This is a genomic window from Streptomyces sp. CG4 (assembly GCF_041080655.1).
Taxonomy (GTDB): Bacteria; Actinomycetota; Actinomycetes; order Streptomycetales; family Streptomycetaceae; genus Streptomyces.
Map to the genome: position 1 here is coordinate 6,793,633 of NZ_CP163525.1, position 19,756 is coordinate 6,813,388.

The 19,756-nt window shown below is 72.6% G+C and carries 21 protein-coding genes and 1 pseudogene; 12 read left to right on the plus strand and 10 right to left on the minus strand.

All coding sequences use genetic code 11. The features are described from left to right. Nucleotides 1–13 precede the first annotated feature (13 nt). Both tatC and AB5L52_RS31040 read left to right on the plus strand, forming a co-directional pair. Nucleotides 14–898: a twin-arginine translocase subunit TatC gene (gene tatC / locus AB5L52_RS31035; protein ID WP_351020893.1), complete on the plus strand. Its 885-nt coding sequence runs from the start codon at nucleotides 14–16 to the stop codon at nucleotides 896–898. A gap of 40 nt (nucleotides 899–938) precedes the next feature. Next, nucleotides 939–2,255 carry an ABC1 kinase family protein gene (locus AB5L52_RS31040; RefSeq protein WP_369367285.1) on the plus strand — a complete coding sequence of 439 codons (1,317 nt, stop codon included), beginning with the start codon at nucleotides 939–941 and terminating at the stop codon, nucleotides 2,253–2,255. A 94-nt stretch (nucleotides 2,256–2,349) separates the two neighbouring features. Here the strand turns inward: AB5L52_RS31040 and AB5L52_RS31045 are convergent, their stop codons facing one another. Beyond that, on the minus strand, nucleotides 2,350–3,042 hold the full coding sequence (locus AB5L52_RS31045) for a twin-arginine translocation signal domain-containing protein (protein ID WP_351020897.1): 693 nt from the start codon (nucleotides 3,040–3,042) through the stop codon (nucleotides 2,350–2,352). 371 nt (nucleotides 3,043–3,413) lie between these two features. Here AB5L52_RS31045 and AB5L52_RS31050 point away from each other — a divergent pair, with 371 nt between their 5' ends. Continuing rightward, nucleotides 3,414–4,070 carry a hypothetical protein gene (locus AB5L52_RS31050; RefSeq protein WP_369367286.1) on the plus strand — a complete coding sequence of 219 codons (657 nt, stop codon included), beginning with the start codon at nucleotides 3,414–3,416 and terminating at the stop codon, nucleotides 4,068–4,070. A gap of 48 nt (nucleotides 4,071–4,118) precedes the next feature. Here the strand turns inward: AB5L52_RS31050 and AB5L52_RS31055 are convergent, their stop codons facing one another. Together AB5L52_RS31055 and AB5L52_RS31060 are read right to left on the minus strand one after the other, a co-directional pair. Then, nucleotides 4,119–4,778 carry a hypothetical protein gene (locus AB5L52_RS31055; protein ID WP_351020901.1) on the minus strand — a complete coding sequence of 220 codons (660 nt, stop codon included), beginning with the start codon at nucleotides 4,776–4,778 and terminating at the stop codon, nucleotides 4,119–4,121. Between the two features lie 205 nt (nucleotides 4,779–4,983). Next, on the minus strand, nucleotides 4,984–5,538 hold the full coding sequence (locus tag AB5L52_RS31060; RefSeq protein ID WP_369367287.1) for a DoxX family membrane protein: 555 nt from the start codon (nucleotides 5,536–5,538) through the stop codon (nucleotides 4,984–4,986). A 131-nt stretch (nucleotides 5,539–5,669) separates the two neighbouring features. Here AB5L52_RS31060 and AB5L52_RS31065 point away from each other — a divergent pair, with 131 nt between their 5' ends. Both AB5L52_RS31065 and AB5L52_RS31070 read left to right on the plus strand, forming a co-directional pair. Continuing rightward, entirely contained in the window at nucleotides 5,670–5,996 is a 327-nt protein-coding gene (locus AB5L52_RS31065) for a nuclear transport factor 2 family protein (RefSeq protein WP_351566120.1), read from the plus strand. 175 nt (nucleotides 5,997–6,171) lie between these two features. After that, nucleotides 6,172–7,386 carry a serine hydrolase gene (locus AB5L52_RS31070; RefSeq protein WP_351020907.1) on the plus strand — a complete coding sequence of 405 codons (1,215 nt, stop codon included), beginning with the start codon at nucleotides 6,172–6,174 and terminating at the stop codon, nucleotides 7,384–7,386. A gap of 302 nt (nucleotides 7,387–7,688) precedes the next feature. Here AB5L52_RS31070 and AB5L52_RS31075 read toward each other — a convergent pair whose 3' ends face one another. Beyond that, a complete protein-coding gene (locus tag AB5L52_RS31075) occupies nucleotides 7,689–8,447 on the minus strand; it encodes an SDR family oxidoreductase (protein WP_351566127.1) in 759 nt (252 codons plus the stop codon). A 256-nt stretch (nucleotides 8,448–8,703) separates the two neighbouring features. Here AB5L52_RS31075 and AB5L52_RS31080 point away from each other — a divergent pair, with 256 nt between their 5' ends. The 5 genes from AB5L52_RS31080 to AB5L52_RS31100 all read left to right on the plus strand — a co-directional run bounded on the left by AB5L52_RS31080 (nucleotide 8,704) and on the right by AB5L52_RS31100 (nucleotide 13,825). Continuing rightward, nucleotides 8,704–10,011: a multidrug effflux MFS transporter gene (locus AB5L52_RS31080; RefSeq protein WP_369367288.1), complete on the plus strand. Its 1,308-nt coding sequence runs from the start codon at nucleotides 8,704–8,706 to the stop codon at nucleotides 10,009–10,011. Further along, complete coding sequence (locus tag AB5L52_RS31085) at nucleotides 9,951–11,132, plus strand: serine hydrolase domain-containing protein (RefSeq protein WP_351020913.1); 1,182 nt, start codon at nucleotides 9,951–9,953, stop codon at nucleotides 11,130–11,132. Before AB5L52_RS31080 ends, AB5L52_RS31085 begins: the two co-directional genes overlap by 61 nt. A 150-nt stretch (nucleotides 11,133–11,282) precedes the next feature. After that, nucleotides 11,283–12,278, plus strand: a complete 996-nt coding sequence (locus AB5L52_RS31090; RefSeq protein ID WP_369367289.1) for a small ribosomal subunit Rsm22 family protein — start codon at nucleotides 11,283–11,285, stop codon at nucleotides 12,276–12,278. Nucleotides 12,279–12,342: 64 nt separating this feature from the next. Then, the gene (locus tag AB5L52_RS31095; protein ID WP_351020917.1) at nucleotides 12,343–12,957 is read left to right on the plus strand and encodes a TetR/AcrR family transcriptional regulator; all 615 of its coding nucleotides are present in this window, start codon (nucleotides 12,343–12,345) and stop codon (nucleotides 12,955–12,957) included. A gap of 127 nt (nucleotides 12,958–13,084) precedes the next feature. Then, complete coding sequence (locus AB5L52_RS31100; protein WP_351020919.1) at nucleotides 13,085–13,825, plus strand: bifunctional DNA primase/polymerase; 741 nt, start codon at nucleotides 13,085–13,087, stop codon at nucleotides 13,823–13,825. A gap of 68 nt (nucleotides 13,826–13,893) precedes the next feature. Here AB5L52_RS31100 and AB5L52_RS31105 read toward each other — a convergent pair whose 3' ends face one another. Together AB5L52_RS31105 and AB5L52_RS31110 are read right to left on the minus strand one after the other, a co-directional pair. Further along, entirely contained in the window at nucleotides 13,894–14,913 is a 1,020-nt protein-coding gene (locus AB5L52_RS31105) for a hypothetical protein (protein ID WP_369367290.1), read from the minus strand. Next, nucleotides 14,873–15,010, minus strand: a pseudogene (locus AB5L52_RS31110) (iron transporter); the annotation flags it as partial. The gene AB5L52_RS31105 and the pseudogene AB5L52_RS31110, both read right to left, overlap by 41 nt. Before the next feature lie 62 nt (nucleotides 15,011–15,072). Between AB5L52_RS31110 and AB5L52_RS31115 the strand changes: the two are divergent. Continuing rightward, nucleotides 15,073–15,732 (plus strand): PhzF family phenazine biosynthesis protein, encoded by a 660-nt coding sequence (locus AB5L52_RS31115; RefSeq protein WP_351020923.1) that lies wholly within the window; start codon nucleotides 15,073–15,075, stop codon nucleotides 15,730–15,732. Here AB5L52_RS31115 and AB5L52_RS31120 read toward each other — a convergent pair. Both AB5L52_RS31120 and map read right to left on the minus strand, forming a co-directional pair. After that, nucleotides 15,729–16,376 carry a biliverdin-producing heme oxygenase gene (locus AB5L52_RS31120; RefSeq protein ID WP_351020925.1) on the minus strand — a complete coding sequence of 216 codons (648 nt, stop codon included), beginning with the start codon at nucleotides 16,374–16,376 and terminating at the stop codon, nucleotides 15,729–15,731. The genes AB5L52_RS31115 and AB5L52_RS31120 overlap by 4 nt on opposite strands. A gap of 143 nt (nucleotides 16,377–16,519) precedes the next feature. Next, complete coding sequence (map, locus tag AB5L52_RS31125) at nucleotides 16,520–17,377, minus strand: type I methionyl aminopeptidase (RefSeq protein WP_369367291.1); 858 nt, start codon at nucleotides 17,375–17,377, stop codon at nucleotides 16,520–16,522. Between the two features lie 58 nt (nucleotides 17,378–17,435). Here map and AB5L52_RS31130 point away from each other — a divergent pair, with 58 nt between their 5' ends. After that, a complete protein-coding gene (locus tag AB5L52_RS31130) occupies nucleotides 17,436–17,669 on the plus strand; it encodes a hypothetical protein (protein WP_351020929.1) in 234 nt (77 codons plus the stop codon). Between the two features lie 15 nt (nucleotides 17,670–17,684). Here AB5L52_RS31130 and AB5L52_RS31135 read toward each other — a convergent pair whose 3' ends face one another. Further along, nucleotides 17,685–18,959: an MFS transporter gene (locus tag AB5L52_RS31135; protein ID WP_369369007.1), complete on the minus strand. Its 1,275-nt coding sequence runs from the start codon at nucleotides 18,957–18,959 to the stop codon at nucleotides 17,685–17,687. Nucleotides 18,960–19,033: 74 nt separating this feature from the next. After that, nucleotides 19,034–19,630 (minus strand): hypothetical protein, encoded by a 597-nt coding sequence (locus tag AB5L52_RS31140; RefSeq protein WP_351020931.1) that lies wholly within the window; start codon nucleotides 19,628–19,630, stop codon nucleotides 19,034–19,036. Between the last annotated feature and the right edge of the window lie 126 nt (nucleotides 19,631–19,756).

Below are 19,756 nucleotides of genomic sequence, written 5' to 3' on the forward strand. Positions count from 1 at the left end.
GAGTTCCGGCCCCGTGGACACGACCCGACCCGACACACCCCGGACCCCGGCCCACCCGGGCGGCCGGATGCCGCTGCGCGAGCATCTGCGCGAGCTGCGCAACCGCTTGGCGAAGGCGCTGCTCTTCGTGCTCCTCGGCACGGTGGCCGGCTGGTATCTGCACCCCTGGCTGATCTCCGAACTGACCGGTCCCAGCTGCCACATCCCCGGCCTGCACGGGATCGCGCCCCCGACCCCCGCCTGCCCCAACGGGCTGATGGTGATGCAGGGCGTGATGACCCCGCTGACCTTCACCTTCAAGGTGGCGCTGGCCGCCGGAGTGGTGCTCTCCAGCCCGTTCTGGTCGTACCAGCTGTGGGCCTTCGCGGCGCCGGGGCTGCACCGCCACGAGAAGCGCTACGCGCTCGGGTTCGTCGCCGCCGCCGTGCCGCTGTTCCTGTCCGGGGCCGGGCTGGCCTACTGGGTGTTCCCGCAGGCCCTGCGGATCCTGCTCGGATTCACGCCGGGTTCCTTCAGCAACTTTCTCCAGGGCGACCAGTTCCTGGAGTTCTTCCTCAGGATGATCCTGGTGTTCGGCCTCTCCTTCGAGATGCCGCTGCTGCTGGTGCTGCTCAACTTCACGGGCGTGGTGAGCGCGGCGAGCCTGCTGGCCCGCTGGCGGACCCTCGTCATGCTGATCTTCGTGTTCGCGGCCCTCGCCACCCCCACGGGCGACCCGCTCACCATGATGGTCCTCGCGGTGCCGATGACCGTCCTGTTCGCCCTGTCGCTGGCCGTGATCGGCTGGCGCGACCGGGTGCGCACGCGCAGGGCGGGGGCGGCGCTCTCGCCCGACGAGGCGTCGTCGCTCGACCTGACGCCGTCACAGATCCAGGTTCCGGCGGGAAGCAGGGACTGACACACCGCTGCCCCGCCCACGAGTCGTCTCGGAGTCATCGATGAACGCAGACACCGTCCGGTCGCCCGCGGACCCGTTCGCCACCGTCCCGCGCCGAGCGCTCGTGGGGCGTGCGGCGGTTCTCCTCCTGCTCCTGCTGCGCGGCGCCGTGGCACTCGCCGGGCAGACGGCGGTCGGGGTCCTCCGCCGCGACCTGCGCACCCGCCGCGACCGCTGGCTGGTGGACCTGGTCACCCGGCTCGGCCCCGCCTTCATCAAGGCCGCCCAGTTGCTGGCCACCCGGGCGGACGTGCTGCCGCCCCGGCTGTGCGCCGCGTTCGCCCGCCTCTACGACGGTGTCCGGCCTGCGCCGCTGACGACCGAGGCCGCCGAACTGCGGGACACCGGCCTCGTACTGGACCGGGGCGCCGACGGGATCGCCCGCCCGGTCGCCGCCGGCAGCATCGCCTGCGTCTACCGCGCGATCGCCCCCGACGGCCGCAGGGTCGCGGTGAAGGTGCGGCGCCCCGGAGTCGCCCGGCAGCTGGCGGTGGACCTGGAACTCATGCGCAGGGGCACCCGGCTGATGGCCCGGTTGCCACAGCTGCGCGGTCTCCCGGCCGTCGCCGTCGTCGACCAGATGACCGAGGCGGTCCACGGCCAGCTCGACTTCCAGCGGGAGGCGCGCTTCCTGGCCGAGTTCCGCCGGAACATGGCGGAGGAGTCCGGCCTCCGGGTCCCCGCCGTGCACCGGGACCTCGGCCACGACGACGTCCTGGTCATGGAGTTCATGGAGGGCCTGCGGCGCCGTGCGCCCCACGAGTTCCCGGAGGAAGTCCGCGAGCGGGCGGTCCTGTCGACGCTGCGCGGGATCTACCGGATGCTCTTCATCGACGGGCTGGTCCACTGCGACCTGCACCCCGGCAACCTCTACTTCCTGCCGGACGGCGACGTGGTGCTGGTGGACGCCGGCTTCACCGTGCGCCTGGACGAGCGGACCCGCGCCGCCTTCGCCTGGTTCTTCCTGCAGATGCACGTGGGGGACGGGGAGGCCTGCGCCCAGATCGTCCTGACCACGGCGACCCCCGGGCCGCGCGCCGACACGGACGGTTTCACACGCGAACTCGCCGCACTGGTACGGGCGAACAGCGGGGCGGTCGCGGCCGACTTCGACCTGGTGACGTTCGGCGCCTCGCTGTTCGACATCCAGCGCCGCCACGACCTGTACGCCGCACCGGAGTTCGTGTTCCCGCTGCTGTCCCTGCTGGTGCTGGAGGGCACCGTACGGGCCTTCGCCCCGCAGGTGGACTTCCAGAAGGAGGCCGGGCCGTATCTGATGAAGTCCGTGTTCGGCGAGGCCTTTCAGCCGGCGGCCTGACTGAGGCGGAGCACCCTCCCGGGGCCGCCGGTACCAGCACGCCGCGCCCCGCCACCTGGCCGGTGGCGGGGCGCGGTTCGGCGTTCGACGGTGCTCAGGCGCTCTGGTTGACCGTGACCGGGAAGCCCTGCAGCATGCCGGCCTGGTTGCCGTTCGAGTCGAGGAGCGGCACGTTGCTGCCGAGCGTGTAGCCCTGGTTGGAGGGCGGGAACGCCTTGAGGATGCCCGAGCTGAGCGTGGCGGGGTTGTTCGGGTCGGTGGACAGGACCAGCGGCGGGCTGCCGTCCTTCGGGGCGACCGTGAGCTTGAAGAGCAGCTTGAGGAGCATCTCCGGGAAGGGCGGGACCGGCGGGACCGCGGTCGGGTTGCCGGGGTTCATCTGCAGCGCGCTCAGCGGGGTGATCGTGGCGTCCGACTGCTCGATGGTGACCGTCTGGGTGGGGGTGTCCGCGACCACCTTGTGGCCGATGATCTCCAGGACGAGGCCGGTCTCGCTGCTCGTACGGACGCAGACGTCGATGCCGCCCTTGAAGTCGAGGTTGACGACCCCGGTGTTGATCTGCAGGGGCACATTGGAGGCGTAGCAGCTACAAGGGATGTCCACGCCGACGGGCGGCAGCGGGAACGGGAACGCGGGCTGCAGAGCCGCGATCCGCTCCGCCTCCGCGGCCTGGGCGGCACCCGGCGCCAGAGCCCCGGCGCCGACCGCCGCGGCGGTGACCGCCGCGCCCTTCATGAACCCGCGGCGGTCGCTCCCGCTGCCGGTGATCTCAGCAGACTCAGTCATGCGACTGTTTTTCCTTTCTCCAAGGTGAGAGTGGGCAGCACATGGGCCGTCCTGGAAGGCCGCCGCCACCCTGTGTCCCTCATGGCCGGGTCCTACGGCAGCTTCGACTCACGTATACCGCAGTGAAAGTGACGAATCGTCATAAAGTTCTTATTTCCTTCTATTGGGGTCTGTTTCCTCTGGTACCGCACTGGTAGGTGATGTGCGGAGAATCCTCGAAGAGGGCTGAACGGGTTAGTGGCGCTGCCGTCATGTCCGCTTTTCCGGCCTATTTGGGCGTTCGGGAGGTTGGATACCGCATATCCAGTCGGGTCGTACGGTGGCGGTGCCGCCGGCACGGCCCACCCAGGGCAACGGAAAGGCCGTTCGTCATGACGGATGGACAGGGACCGGCCACCGGGACCACGAGCGCCGCCCGTTCGCGGCGCCGGGGCGCGGCCCGCCTGGTCGGCACGTGGTGCGCCACGGCCATACTGGCCGGCTCGGCGGCGGTCATGGGCGTGCACCCGGCGGCGGCCGCCGGGAAACCGCATCCCGTGCTGGTCGACCACCCGCAGAACCCGCCCGTCGTCATCGCGCCCGGGCAGGCGGGCCGGGCGCGGATCGAGCTCAAGAACACCGGCAGGAAGAGCATGCGCAACGACGGGCGCATGTACATGGAGGTCTGGGCCCCCTACGGCACCCGCTTCACGGACACCAGGCTGATCCCGCTCCACGGGGCGCCGGGCGGCTGGACCTGCAAGGGCGACGCGTACCGGAAGGGCGTCCCGTACGAGAGCACGATCCTGCGCTGCTTCTCCGACCACCACGGGCGGGTCGCCCGCGCGGGCGGAACGGCGGCCTGGCAGCTGAAGATGAAGGTCGTGCCCGGCACGAAGGCCGGAACGACGCTGGCCGGCACGCCCTACAACCAGGGAGCCGCGTTCCACTTCGGATACCGCGGGCGGTCCGTCTGGACGACCATGTCCCTGAAGGTCAGCACTCCGGGCAAGCCCCAGCACACCTCCCGGCACGGACAGCATCGCTGACCGGGGTGCGCAGGCCGCCCCGGCACCGCAGTGCCGGGGCGGACACCGTCAGGAGGCCGGCGACGCGACCGGCGTACGCGCTTCCAGGGTCATCGCGTGTGAGTCCCACCCGGTGCCGGAGCCGCGGCCGGGGGAGTGCAGCCGCAAGGACGCCCAGCCGTTGGCGCTCCGGGTGCCGGCCGGCAGCTCCGCGGGAACCGCGATGTTCACCTTCCAGCGCCATTCCTTGGCCGGCGGCGGCCCGCTGTAACGGGACGTGCAGACCATGTGGGTGCCGTTGTGCGTCATGGGGGTCATCCCGTGGAACATCCGGCAGGACCACCCGCCCGGCGCACGGCCGACCGGGGTCACCTTCGTGTCGGCCAGCCGCATGAGCTCCGGCGAGTACACCGTCAAGGTCAGGTCGTCGACGCGGGAGGGCATGCCCTTCGTGGCCTTGATCCCGAACGACACCGGGCCGGACGCGCCCGACTTGATGAGGGCGATCGGTCTCTGCGGGCTGTCGGTTCCCCAGTACGGCTGGGGAGCCCCCGGCGCCGGTGCGGCGGTGGCCGGGGCGGGGCCGCCGCCCAGGGCGAGCGCGGCGCCCGCCGCAAGGGCCGCGACGCACCACTTGCCCGCACGCCTCGGCACGCCTCGGCGGACGGACGGACGGCGTTCGGTGCCGGGACGCGCCGGCGTCATGGCCGACCGTCGCACATCGCTCATGGTCTGTGTCTCTCCCTCGCTTCTGGCGGGTGTCGGTCTTCGAGGGGCGACCGCGCGCACGGTGCGCCTCTGTCGGATCGGATACTCATCCTTTCCGCGCCCGCTTCCCCCGTCCCGCGCACCGACATGCCGAAGCCTCACCTGATCGCCACGTCGCACACCGGTGTGGGTGCGGGGCGCCGCCAGGCGGGAGAGTGCGCCCCGGCTACTCCTCGAACTCCTCGAACAACACCTCCTGCTGCCCCTCCGTCTTCGCCCGTACCCGGCAGTTCCGCGCCCCGATCATCGCTGCCGTGGCCGCCGCCGTCACCCCCAGGGCCACCGGCACCATCCAGCCGCGGTCGAAGACATGGCCGAGGGCGTGGTCGAGGGAGAGCCGGCCGGGGCCGGTGACGGCGAGACCCGCGGCTGCCAGGCCCAGGCTCGCCGCGTATTCGTAGCCGCCCCCCTGGGCGAAGAAGCCGTTGGGCAGGTGCACCGCCGCCGCCCCCGCCATCGCGCCGGCCGCCGCCGCGCCCGCCGCCGGGGTCGCCAGGCCCAGGGCGAGCAGGGTGCCGCCGCCCGCCTCCGCCAGGCCCGCCGCCGTAGCACTCGCCCTGCCCGGCGCATAGCCGACGGACTCCATGAACTGGCCGGTGCCCTCCAGACCGCCCCCGCCGAACCAGCCGAACAGCTTCTGCGCACCGTGCGCGGCCAGCACCCCGCCGGTCCCCAGCCGGAGCAGCAGCAGGCCCAGATCGCGTCGGTCGAAACAGCTCACGGTGGCTCCCAGGCGGAGAGGCGAAGTGGCGGAGAGGCGCGTGTCACCACCGTCGCAGCTGCGGCACCCGTGGGCCCGTTGTGGCGGGCGTTCGGGTGGCGGGTCCGGGGCAGTGGTGTGAGCCTGGCGCCATGACGATCAAGCCAGCCAATCTCAGCGACCCGGCCGTCCGGGCCTTCGTCAGCGCCGTCAACTCCCATGACCGGGACGGATTCATGGCCCTCCTCGCGCCCGGTGCGACCATGTCCGACGACGGCTCCGACCGTGACCTCGACGACTGGATCGACCGGGAGATCTTCTCCTCCAACGGTCACCTGGAGGTCGACAACGAGTCCTCCGGCGGCCGGGCCCTGCTCGCCCGCTACCGCAACGACACCTGGGGCGAGATGCGCACCCGGTGGACCTTCACCGTCGAGGACGACGGACGGATCTCCCGCTTCGAGACCGGGCAGGCATAGCACGGGCAGGCATAGCACCGGCCGGCTGTGCAGGACCCATTGAGCCACCCTGGCGAAAAGATGCGTGAGGCTTGGGAAGTGGGGTGACTCATCTTATTTTCATAACGCGGCAAATTCGGCGCCGTCCGGCCCGGGATCGAGGAATCCCCTGCTGGGCGCGGTGTACGGTCCCCGGGTGCGCGAATGTTCCCGGCTCAGCCGACGTGCCGTCCTTGGACTGACGGCCGCCGCCCTTCCCTTGTCCATGGCCGCCGAGGCCTCCGCGACCACGGTCGTCGGGGGCGAGCAGCTGGCCCGTACCGGTGTCCAGGTGCGCGGTGCCTCCGGGTTGCCCGCCAAACTCACCGCCCGCTCCTGGCTGATCGCCGACTGCGAGAGCGGCGAGGTGCTCGCCGCGTTCAACGCGCACCGGCGGCTCCCGCCCGCGTCCACGCTGAAGATGCTGTTCGCGGACACCGTGCTGAAGAAGTTCGACCGCACCGCGCGGTACACGGTGAAGGACTCCGACGTCCTCGACGTCCCGGCGGGCTCCAGCCTGGTCGGCATCAAGCCCGGCCTCACCTACACCGTCGAGCAGCTGTGGCAGGGCGTGTTCCTGCGCTCCGGCAACGACGCCGTGCACGTGCTCTCCCACATGAACGGCGGCATCGCCAAGACCGTCGCGGAGATGCAGGCCAAGGCCGAGGACCTGCAGGCCCTGGACACCCATGTGGTCAGCCCCGACGGCTTCGACCACCCGGGCCAGATCTCCTCGGCGTACGACCTCTCGCTGTTCGCCCGGCACGGCCTGAAGGACGCCGACTTCCGCGGCTACTGCGGCACGCGGACCGCCGACTTCCCGGCCGGCGGCAAGAAGACCTTCCAGATCCAGAACACCGACCGCCTGCTGACCGGGGCGTTGGGCCTGAGGACGTACGACGGCCTGATCGGTGTGAAGAACGGCTACACCAGCAACGCCGGCAACACGTTCACCGGCGCGGCCACCCGGGGCGGGCGCACCCTGCTGGTGACGGTCATGCACCCGGCCGCGGGTGGCATCGCCGTCTACGAGCAGACCGCCGCACTGCTCGACTGGGGCTTCGGACGCGGGCGTACGGCGCGGGCCGTGGGCACGCTCGTCGATCCGCTCAGCGAGGGCGGCGCGAGCGCGGCGCACGGGCGGAACGCGGCACAGGCGGCGGTCGGCGCGCCCGGGTCGGACTCCGGCGGGTCGTCCACCGCGCAGGTGGTGGAGGGCGCGGGGGTCACGGCGCTGCTGCTGGCGGCGGGGGCGGCGGTGGTGGTGAAGCGGCGCCGCAGGGCGGTCGCGGCGACCGCGCCGGCCGAGGCGGACACGGAGGTCGCGGACCTGACGGGGATGAGGGAGCCCGGGGGCCGGCACCGGCGCTGAAACGCGGCGAACGCAGAGTAAAAAAGAAGAGAACGCAGCGAACGCAGGCGCAGAACGGCTGAATTGCGCGGCGGCCGTTCCACCGGCCGGTGCGTACCCCGCGTCCCGCGCGAGGTCCACCCCCAACTCCGGCCCGGTGGAACGGCCGCCGCATCCCCCCTCGGTATGGCTACGGAATCCACGAGCTCCAACTGTGAAGCTCTTGTGGAGGAGAGTTGAGCATATGCGCTCGACCGGCCGCAATACCGCGGATTTCCAAATTCCGTTTGTAGAAATGGATCCGGCCGCGCCCGGCCCCGCCCTCAGCCCCGCCCGATGTACGGCATCGCCGTCGCCAGCACCGTCGCGAACTGCACGTTCGCCTCCAGCGGCAGCTCGGCCATGTGCCGTACGGTGCGCGCCACATCGGCCGCGTCCATCACCGGCTCCGGGGCCACCTCGCCGTTCGCCTGCAGGGCGCCGGTCTGCATCCGGGCCGTCATGTCGGTCGCCGCGTTGCCGATGTCGATCTGCCCGACGGCGATGTTGTACGGCCGCCCGTCCAGGGACAGCGACTTGGTGAGGCCGGTCAGCGCGTGCTTGGTCGCGGTGTAGGCGACCGAGAGCGGGCGTGGCGTGTGCGCCGAGATGGAGCCGTTGTTGATGATCCGGCCGCCCTGCGGATCCTGCTCCTTCATCCGCCGGTACGCCGCCTGCGCGCACAGGAACGCCCCGTTGAGGTTGGTGTCCACCACGTGCCGCCACGCGTCGTAGGACAGCTCCTCGACCGGAACCCCGCCGGGCCCGAAGGTTCCCGCGTTGTTGAACAGCAGGTCCACCCGGCCGAACCGGTCCACCGTCGCAGCGAACAGCGCCTCCACGTCTTCCGGGCGGGAGACGTCGGTGCGCACGGCGAGCGCGGCGGCCTCCGGGACCAGCGCCGCCGTCGCCTCCAGCGTCTCGACGCGCCGGCCGGCCAGCGCCACCGACCAGCCGGCCCGCAGCAGCTCCACGGCGACCGCCCGCCCGATACCGGAACCGGCGCCGGTCACCACCGCGATCTTCGATTGCCTGTCAGTCATGGCATGGCAGCGTAGGCGGCAAGTCCGCCATGCGGAATGCCGTGTCCGCCATACGGTTATCGGGGGAGGGTGGCCGGATCCCCGCCCGGATACCGCACCCCGATCCGCCCCCGCGGCGCGCGCGGCGCCCGCATGACCTCGGTCACCCCGCCCTCGCTCATGTGTGCCCCGGCAGCCTGTGCGAGCTGAGAGCATGGGTGCCGGTCGTGTCCGGCAGACGGCCACGGAACAGGGGAACGGAACAGGGGAGGGGCGCATGCGCGAGCGCGCGGCGGCACCGGCATCGAAGACACGGTCCACGCCCCGCGCTGCCCCGGCGGAGGCCGGCGCGGCGCGGCGCACCGGCCTGCTCGTCACCCTCGTCCTCGGCGGCCTCACCGCGACACCCCCGCTCGCCATGGACATGTACCTCCCGTCCCTGCCGGAGGTCACCAGGTCCCTGCACGCGCCCGCCGCCACCGTCCAGCTCACCCTCACCGCGTGCCTGCTGGGCATGGCCCTCGGCCAGCTGGTCGTCGGCCCGATGAGCGACCGCTGGGGCCGCCGCCGGCCACTCCTCGCCGGCCTCGCCGTGTACCTCGTCGCGACCGCCCTGTGCGCCCTCGCGCCGAACGTCGAGACGCTGGTCGCCCTCCGGCTGGCGCAGGGCCTCGCGGGCGCGGCCGGGATCGTCATCGCCCGGGCCGTCGTACGCGATCTGTACGACGGCGTGGCCATGGCCCGCTTCTTCTCCACCCTGATGCTGATCTCCGGGGCCGCGCCGATCGTGGCGCCGCTGATCGGCGGGCAGATCCTCAGGGTGACGGACTGGCGGGGCGTGTTCGTGGTCCTCACCGTGGTCGGCACGCTGCTCGCCGCGCTCGTCTGGCTGCGGCTGCCCGAGACGCTGCCGCCCGCAGACCGCCACGCCGGGGGAGCCGGGACGGCCCTGCGCGCCATGCGGGGGCTGCTCGCCGACCTGCCCTTCACCGGCTACATGCTGGCCGGCGGCTTCGCCTTCGCCGCGCTGTTCGCGTACATATCCGCGTCCCCGTTCGTGATCCAGGAGATCTACGGCGCCTCCCCGCAGACCTTCAGCCTGCTCTTCGGCCTCAACTCGGTCGGGCTGGTGATCGCCGGACAGGTCAACGGGAAGCTGCTGGTCGGCCGGGTCGCCCTGGAGAAGGTGCTGGCCTGCGGCCTCGCGGTGATCGTGCTCGCCGCGAGCGCCCTGCTGCTGATGTCGGCCGGCGCCCTCGGCGGGACCGGCCTCGCCCCCGTTGCGGCCGCGCTCTTCGTCCTGATGTCGGCGATGGGCATCACCCTCCCCAACGCCCAGTCCCTCGCCCTCATGCGCACCCGGCACGCCGCCGGCTCCGCCTCCGCGCTGCTCGGCACCACCTCCTTCCTCGTCGGCGCGGTCGCCTCGCCGCTCGTCGGCGTCGCCGGAGAGCACACCGCCGTACCCATGGCAGTGGTCCAACTGGCGGGAGCACTGGTCGCGGCGGCCTGCTTCATGGGAATGTGCCGTCCCTGGAAGACACGGGGGAACACCCGTGCGGGGTCGGAGGGAGACGAGCACTGAGCGCACCGAAACTGCGCGCCGACACACCGGAACGGGCCGGGCTCGACCCCGCGGAACTCGGGCACCTGGTCGGCGAGGTGCACGCCCTCACCGCCGGAGACCGCCCCTGGGCGCCCGGCGCCGTCGTGCTGGCCGGCCGCGGACCCGTGATCGCCGTCGCCGAGGCGGCGGGCTTCGCCGTCCGCTACTCCGGCTACGACCCCGAGACCGACACCGGTGTCGAACTGCCGCCCGCCGCCCGGGTCCCGGCCACCGTCGACACACCCTTCGACCTGGCCTCCCTCACCAAGCTGTTCACCTCCGTCGCCGCCGTGCAGCAGATCGAGCGCGGCACCCTCGGCATGAACGCCCGGGTCGGCGACTACCTGCCCGACTTCCACGCCGCGGCCGCCCACGGCATCACCGTGCGGCAACTGCTCACCCACACCTCCGGGCTCCGCCCCGAACTCCCGCTGTACGACTGCCCGGACGACGCCACCCGCCTGTCCCTGCTGCGCGCCGAGGCCCCGACGAGCACACCCGGCCGGTATCTCTACTCCGACCTGAACATGCTCGTGCTCCAGTCCGTGCTGGAGCGGATCACCGGCCGGCCGCTCGACGTCCTCGTCCAGGACGGCATCACCCGCCCGCTCGGCATGACGGCCACCAGCTTCGGCCCCTGCCGGGGCGCGGCCGCCACCGAGGACCAGCGGCGGCCGTGGGCCAAGGCGGACCGCGGGATGCTGCGGGGCGTCGTCCACGACGAGAACGCCTGGGCGCTGGGTGGCGTGGCCGGACACGCGGGCCTGTTCTCCACCGCCCCCGACCTGGCGGTCTTCTGCCGCGCCCTGCTGGCCGGCGGCTCCTACGGCCCGGCCCGCATCCTCGGCCCCGACTTCGTCGAACTGCTCCTCACCCCACCCGGCCTGGGCTTCACCGTCGACCAGCCGTGGTTCATGGGCGAACTCGCGGGCAACGGCGCGGCCGGCCACACGGGCTTCACCGGCACGTCCCTCGTCCTCGACCCGAGAACGGACACGTTCCTGATCCTGCTGGCCAACACGGTCCACCCGAGGCGCCGGGCACCGGACAGCGGGCCGAGGGCGAGACTGGCGACGCGACTGGCGAGAGCCGTGATCTGAGGCGGGTCCGCGGGGTGGGGGCGGGATCGCGGGACGGCGCGCACGCACCCACCCGGGCCGGCTCCCCCACCCGGGCCGGCTCCCCCACCCGGGCCGGCACCCCCCAGCAGGGCCCGCACCCGCGCAGGGCGGGCGCCATAGAATCACCGGGTGAACGCCCCCGTAACCCCGGCCGACGCCCTCCGCAGGAGCCTCGCCGAGCTGCTCGACGGACTCCCGCCCAAGCAGGCGGCGGGCGCGGTCGAACGGCTCATCGCCCACTACCGGGGCGACACCCCCACCCACACCCCGATCCTCCGCGACCGCGCCGACGTGGCCGCCTACGCGGCCTACCGCATGCCCGCCACCTTCGAGGCGGTCCACGCGGCGCTGGAGGCCTTCGCCACGGCCGTACCCGACTGGACGCCGCGCAGCCACACCGACGTCGGCGGTGGCACCGGCGCCGCGACCTGGGCCGTCACCGCGACCTGGCCGGGCGAGCGCGGCGTCACCGTGCTGGACTGGGCCGAGCCCGCCCTCGCCCTCGGCCGGGAGATCGCCGGCGCCAACCCGGCCCTGCGGGGCGCCCACTGGCAGCGCGCCCGGATCGGCACCGACCTCACGCTCGACGACGTGGATCTCGTCACGGTGTCGTACGTCCTCAACGAACTCTCCGAACCCGACCGGGCCGCCCTCGTCGACGCCGCTGCCGCCGCCGCGCAGGCCGTGGTGATCGTGGAGGCCGGCACCCCGGCCGGCTACGCCCGGGTGATCGAGGCTCGCGACCGCCTCGTCCGCGCCGGCCTGCACGTCGTCGCCCCCTGCCCGCACAGCGCCGCCTGCCCCATCGAGCCCGGCAAGGACTGGTGCCACTTCGCCGCCCGGGTGAGCCGCTCCTCCCTGCACCGCCAGGTCAAGGGCGGCACCCTGCCGTACGAGGACGAGAAGTTCTCGTACGTCGTCGCCACCCGCCTGCCCGCCCCGCCGGCCCCCTCCCGCATCGTCCGGCGCCCGCAGATCCGCAAGGGGCAGGTGCTGCTGGACCTGTGCGAGGCGGACGAACGACTGCGCCGCACGACCGTCACCAAACGCCACGGCGACCTGTACAAGGCGGCCCGGGACGCCGACTGGGGAGACCCGTGGCCGCCGCCGGATCCGGACGCGTAGACCAGCACCCACGACGCGGCACCTCCGCGGACCGCTGAACCGGCGGAGCTTGTAGCGTCGCCCCATGGTCAAGAAGCCCGCCCCCGACGCCAGCCGGCGCAGCGAGAAGTCCCGCCGAGCGATCTACGACGCCGCCCTCGCCCTGGTCGGCGAGGTCGGGTACCCGAAGACCACCGTCGAGGGGATCGCCGCCCGCGCCGGGGTCGGCAAGCAGACGATCTACCGCTGGTGGCCCTCCAAGGCGGCCGTCCTGATGGAGGCGTTCTTCGACCTCTCCACGCAGGCGGCACAGGAGGCGGGGCAGGAGCCGTACGTCATCCCGGACACCGGCGACCTGGCCGCCGACCTCAAGACGGTGCTGCGGATCACCGTGGACCAGCTGCTCGACCCGCGCTTCGCGGTGCCCTCCCGCGCGCTGGCCGCCGAGGGCGTGGTCAACGAGCCGCTCGGCCGCGAGTTCGTCACCAAGCTCCTCGAACCCCAGCTCCAGCTGTACGTCGACCGGCTGCGCGCCGCCCAGGACACCGGGGCCGTACGGGCCGACGTCGATCCCCGTATCGCCCTGGAGCTGTTCGTCTCGCCCCTGGCCCAGCGCTGGCTCCAGCACACGGCGCCGATCACGTACGCCTACACGGACACGCTGGTCGACTACGCCCTGTACGGCCTGGTCCCCCGCTGAGTCGTGTGAGGCGCGTCTCGCCCGGTTCCTCCGGATCCGCCCCGCGGCCCCCCGAAGCGCAGGAAGATGGGACGATAAGGCATGCTGGCCGCACACCAGCGAGGCAACCACCGAGGCGAGGCGATAGATGAGCGCGACGTTCGGCGGCCGCTCCGGCCGGCAGGGCAAACTCTCCCAGTGGCTGCTCGGACGCCGCCCGAAGGAGGCCCCCGCCGACGAAGGCGGCCGTGAGGCCCAGCTGCTCGCCGCCGCCGCGGCGGGCCTCCCGCTCGCCCCCGCCGCGCATCCCGCCCCCGGCTACCGCTGTTCCTGCGACCGCGTCGGCTGTCCCACCCCGGCCCGGCACCCGGTGTCGTTCGCCTGGCAGACCCAGTCCACCACCGACCGCGCCCAGATCGAGCGCTGGGCCCGGCACCAGCCGCAGGCCAACTTCATCACCGCCACCGGCATGACCCACGACGTCCTCGACGTGCCCCTGGAGGCCGGGCGGGAGGCGCTGGAGCGGCTGCTCGGCAGCGGTGTCGAGGTCGGTCCCGTCGCCGAGAGCGACGACGGCCGCCTGCTGTTCTTCACCCTCACCCGCGGCACCCCCGAGGACGAGGACGAGTGGTGGCCGTGCGAGCTGGACTGCCACCCCGAGACCATGGACGAGCACCCCGGGCTGCGCTGGCACTGCCGGGGGTCGTACGTGCTGGTTCCGCCCGCCCGGCTGCCCGGTGACGACGGGCGGCAGGTGCGGTGGGTACGGGGCCACGGCCCGGAGCAGCCGCTGCCGGATCCGCTGAGCCTGCTGGAGGTGCTCACGGACGCGTGTGGGCGCCATGCCGGCACGAGCGTGGAGGGCGGGGTCTGGCCCCTGCGGCACTGAGCGCCCGGCGGTGGCCGCACATCGGGCACAGCCCCGCGCGCCTTGGCGCTCCGCGCCTTCCGGGCGCCCTACGCGCCCTGCGCCGACGTCAGGCCCGGTACCCGGCCCAGCACCGACACCTTGCCGTTGCCCGCCGGGTCCAGGGCGGTCTCGGCGGACATGAGTTCCAGGGTGAGGGACTGTTTCACCTCGCCCTCGGTCAGGGCCTGTACGTCCTTGTTCGGGACCGGGACGGTGGTGCCGGCGGCGGCGGTCTGCTTCTCGTAGTGATGCGTGGTGAAGAAGACGAGCGCGCCGCCGTCCGCGGTGCGCAGGGCCAGCGGCGCGTAGTCGCCGCTCGTCAGCGGCCGGTCGATGAACTGGGTGACCAGGCCCGGCTTGCGGGCCCGCCCGGCCCGGTCGGAGCGCTCGACGCTGGTGTACCGGCCGTCGGCGAAAGCCGGCCCGCCCTTCTTCAGGTACGTCACGTACTCCTGACTCAACTTCCCCGGCGCGACGGCGACTTGGGTGGAATCGGCCGGTACCGCCTCCGCCCAGCCGGCGTTGTCCGTCTTGAACTGCGGTACGGCGCCGGGTGCCACCAGGGTCACGTACGCCACCCGCCAGCGCGCGCCGAGGTCGCCCCGCGTGAACACCATCAGCCAGCGCGCGGCGCCGGTCTTGTTGCCCCTGGCGTCGGCGAGGAACCAGCGCGGCCAGCCGGGCTTCCTGGGGATCGTGATCTTCACGTCGGACAGCTGCAGCGGCACGTGATGAGGGTTGCCGGAGGGGCTGTTGGTGTGCCCGGCCTTCAGCCGCGCGGCGGTGATGTCGCCGAACGGGCCGGTCAGATACGGCGCGTCCAGGGAGCTGTCGTAGGCCTTGTCGGCCTGGTTGTACGCGGTCGTGAACGCGGTGACCGCCTTGGCGGCCTCGGCGCGGGTGGCGGAGGGGAGCATCTCGCGCTCCCCGTGCACCACCACGCACCCGCTCGCCGTCAGCGCCAGAGCGGTCAGCGAGGCCGCCGCGAACGCGTTCCGGCCATGGCTGCGGAGCAGCGCCTTCCGGTCACGCCTGCGGAGCCTGCGCGAGCTGCGATCCCTGCTCATCGGGTCCCTTCACCTTCCCCTTCCCGGAGGCGAACCCTACCGGGGCGAAGAACACCGCGAGCGCCGGGATCAGGTACAGCGGCCACACCGTGACCTCCCTCCCCGGCGGAGCCCCCGCCTGGCGTACGCTCGCGGCCGCCGCGATGCTTCAATTCCCAAGTGACTGACTACGACGTACTCCGGGTCTTCTGCGGCCCGGACGGCGGCTACGGCAATGAACTCGGCGTCGTCCGCGACGGCTCGGTGCTGCCCGAACGGAGCGACCGGCAGGCGCTGGCGGCCAAACTCGGCTTCAGCGAGACCGTGTTCGTGGACGACCCCGAGCGCGGTGTGATCGACATCTACACGCCCACCCTGCGGCTGCCCTTCGCCGGACACCCCTGCGTCGGCGCGGCCTGGCTGCTCGACGTGCCCGAACTGGTCACGCCCGCCGGAGTGGTGGGCACCCGGCTGGACGGCGAGTTCAACTGGATCGAGGCCCGGGCGGAGTGGGCCCCGCCGCGCACCCTGCGTCAGTACGGCACCTCCGCCGAGGTCGACGCCCTCGACGTGCCCCCGCCCGGCGAGTGGATCTACGCCTGGGCCTGGGAGGACGAGGCGGCCGGCCGGATCCGCGCCCGCGCCTTCCCCGGCCGGGGCGACGGCATCGACGAGGACGAGGCCACCGGCGCGGCCGCCCTCCTCCTCACCGACCGGCTGGGCCGCGCCCTGAACATCACCCAGGGCCAGGGCTCCCAGATCCTCACCGCACCGCAGCCGCACGGCTGGACGGAGGTCGGCGGGCGGGTGTCTCTGGAACACCAGGGCCTGCCCGCCTAGGCGCTCAGCGGGAACTCGTCGGCAAGGGCCCGGAAGACCTCCGTGTTCAAGGCGAACGCCCGCTTGCACTCGGCGACGACCCGCTGCTTCTCCAGGTCGTCCACGTCTATCGCGTCCAGGCGGTCACGGTAACTCCGCTTGAACTCTGCGGGGTTGGGGATGCCCTCGAAGACGTAGAAGCGGACGCCGTCGCCCTTCCTCGCGAAGCCCCAGGTCTTCTCCGCCCGGTCCCGGATGATCTGGCCGCCGGAGAGATCGCCCAGGTAGCGGGTGTAGTGGTGGGCGACATAGCCGCCCGGCCAGCGCTCGGCGCAGGCGCGGACCCGGTCCGCGTACGCCCGGGTCGCCGGCAGGGCGCTCAGTCCCGCCCGCCATCCCGGCCCCCGCAGATGCGCCAGGTCCCGCTCCAGCGCGGGCAGCCGGAGCAGCTCGGGCCGGATGAACGGCCCCGCCACCGGGTCCGCCGCCAGCCGCCCGGCGCCGCACTCCAGGGCCTCGTAGACGAACCACAGCTGCTCGGTGTAGCGCGCATACGCGGTCACGCCCAGCCTGCCGCCGAGCAGGTCGCTCATGAACGTCGACGTCTCCGCCGCCACATGCTGCTCGTGGGACGCGGTGCGGATGAGGATCGAGAAGGAGTCCATGCGACCGTCCCCTGCCCATCGTGGCCCATCTTGCCGACAATCTTGCCGACATCTTGCCGACATGGTGTCGGTAAAAGTCTACAAGAGAAAGCCCGCCCTCGCCGAGGGCGGGCTCCGCGGCCGTGGCCGGGGCGAGCGCGGCGCTACGGCAGGGTCAGGATCTCCGCGCCGGTCTCCGTCACCACCAGCGTGTGCTCGAACTGCGCGGTCCGCCTGCGGTCCTTCGTCACGACCGTCCAGCCGTCGTCCCACATGTCGTACTCATGGGTGCCCAGCGTCAGCATCGGCTCGATCGTGAACGTCATGCCCGGCTGCATGACCGTCGTCGCGTGCGGGCTGTCGTAGTGCGGGATGATCAGGCCGGAGTGGAAGGAGGAGTTGATCCCGTGGCCGGTGAAGTCACGGACGACTCCGTAGCCGAAGCGCTTGGCGTAGGACTCGATGACACGGCCGATCACATTGATCTGCCGGCCCGGCTTGACCGCCTTGATCGCGCGGTTGAGGGACTCACGGGTCCGCTCCACCAGCAGCCGCGACTCCTCGTCCACGTCCCCGACCAGGTACGTGGCGTTGTTGTCGCCGTGCACGCCGCCGATGTACGCGGTCACGTCGAGGTTGACGATGTCACCGTCGTTCAGGACCGTCGAGTCCGGGATGCCGTGGCAGATGACCTCGTTGACCGAGGTGCACAGCGACTTCGGGAAGCCGCGGTAGCCGAGCGTGGACGGGTAGGCGCCGTGGTCGCACATGTACTCATGGGCGACCTTGTCCAGCTGGTCCGTGGTGACCCCGGGCGCGATGATCCGCGCGGCCTCCGCCATCGCCTGCGCGGCGATACGGCCGGCGACGCGCATCGCCTCGATGGTCTCGGGGGTCTGCACCTCCGGCCCGGTGTACGGCGTCGGCGCGGGCTTGCCGACGTACTCGGGGCGGCGGATGTTTCCGGGGACCGAACGGGTGGGAGAGAGCTCCCCTGGTACGAGCAGCGACTGGCCAGACATGCCAGCGAGTCTATCCAGCCCGCATGGGGGAACATGTCGGTGGCGAGAGGAGCTGTCCATGGCCCTGTTCAAGAAGCGCACCGTCGGCAAGCCGGGCGAGTGGTACTACTGCCTGGTGCACGGCAAGGTCGAGGAAGGGCCGGAGTGCCCGGCCAAGGACCGTTTCGGGCCGTACACCAGCCGCGAGGAGGCCGAGCACGCCATGGAGACGGCCCGCGAGCGCAACCTCGACTGGGAGACCGACCCGCGCTGGCACGACAGGGCTGCGCGGGGGGACGCCGACGAGGAGTGATCAGCCGAGGAGTGATCAGCCGGCGGTCCGGGTGCCCGCGGCGCTTCGCTCCCGCATCCGTACGGCGTGCTCGTTGGTCCGGGCGTCGTACGTCATGAGACCCGGCAGGCAGAGCGCGAGCAGCCCGATGGCGCCCGCGCACGCCAGCCCGCCGGAGACGACCGAGGCCCGCAGGCCCGCCCAGGCGGCGAGGCCGCCCGCCCGGACCTGGCCGAGCTGGGGGCCGACCGAGTAGGACAGCAGCTCGATCCCGGCGAGCCGGCCGCGCAGCTCGTCGGGGATCGTCTGGTTCCACATCGCGGCCCGGAAGATCCCGGAGACCATGTCGAAGCCGCCGCCGACCGTCAGGAACAGCAGGACCAGCCACACGTTCCCACACAGGCCGGCCGCCGCGACCGCGAGGCCCCAGCCCGTGGCCGACAGCACCACCAGCAGCCCGTGCCGGTGGATCCGGGAGGTCCAGCCGCTGGTCAGGCTCACCAGCAGGGAGCCGGCCGGGAGGCTCGCGTACATCAGCCCGAGCGACCAGTCGGCGTGCAGTTCGTCGGCGAGGAACGGCAGTACGGCGAGCGGCATGGCCAGGGACATCGCGGCGAGGTCGACGACGTAGGTGCCGAGGAGTTCCTTGCGGCTCCAGGCGTACCGGGCACCTTCCGCGACGGCCCGCAGCGACGGCCTGGCGGCCGCGTGAGAGGCGGGGGAGGGGGCGATCCGGACGAGGTACGCCAGGGAGACCGCGAAGGTCAGCAGGTCGGCGGCGTAGGCCCAGCCGAGGCCCGCGTAGGCGACGACCACGCCGGCGAGCGCCGGCCCGGCGACTCCGCCGACGGTCCAGCGCAGCGAGTTCAGCGAGGCCGCGGCGGGCATGTCGGCGTGGGCGACGATCCGGGGCCACAGCGAGTCCAGCGCCGGGCGCTGTACGGAGACCAGGGCGGAGGAGAGGGCGGCGACGGCGTACAGCGGCCAGACCGCCGGGTGCGGGAGCAGGGCGTTGACCAGCAGCGCGGCGCTGAGCAGGCCCTGACCGGCCTCCGTCCACGCGATGAGCCGCCGCTTGTCGAGGGCGTCGGCGAGGGCGCCGCCGTACAGTCCGCAGACGATGAGGGGGAGCAGCTCCACGGCGCCGATCGCGCCCACCGCAGCGGTGGACTGCGTCAGGTCCTTCAGCTGGACGGGAAGCGCGACGAGGGTGAGGAAGCTGCCGAAGTTGCTGATCAGCCCGGACTTCCAGAGCCGACGGAAATCTACGGAGGCCTTCCAGGGGGAGAGGTCGGGGAGAAGAGAGCGGATCACCCGGGAATGCTCGACTGCCCGCGACCACCGAGCAACTGCTTTTCCCCACACCCACGGGGTTACCAGGGGGGTCACCAGGGGGCGGGAGGCGGTGCCGTCAGGGCTTCCGTCAGTCTTGCCAACCGGTCCCGGAATCCCCGCCGAACCCTCGGAGAGCCCGCGTTTTCGCCTGCCCCCGCGCTGACCAGGTGCTGCACCGTGTCCAGGTCCAGCTCCGACCCCTCCGGCGCCGTCAGCGACTCGTGGGCCATCGCGGCCAGCTCGCCCCCGCCGGCGCCCAGGGCCAGTACCGTCACCCCGGCCCGCCGGGCCGAGTGCACGCGTTCCAGCAGCGGCGCCGGCTCCTCGGGCGCCACGACCAGCAGGGTCTCCCCGCGCCGCGCCGCCGCGATCCGCCCCGGTCCGACGGCGAGGTGCGGCGGGTCACAGGGGCGCGCGTCATGCCGTACGAGCGTCGGCGCCAGCTCGGGCGTCCCGGACCAGGCCGCCTCGTCCACCAGATGTGCGGCCAGATGCCAGGGTTCGTACTCCGGCGTGCCCACCAGCAGCAGCCCGCCCCCGTGGGCCACCACCGAACCGCGCAGCACCCCCGCGAATCTCCGGCTGGCCCCCAGCCACTCGGTCCCGGCGAGCACTTCGCGCAGCAGCGCGACCCGTACGGCGTCCATGCGCCCGCATCCTGCCGCAACCGGTCACCCGTGACACGGAGTTCACCCGGAATTCGCCCGCCCCGGGGACATGCACCGGTCCCGCACGATCCGGTCCCCGCACAATCCGGTCCCCACACGATGCGG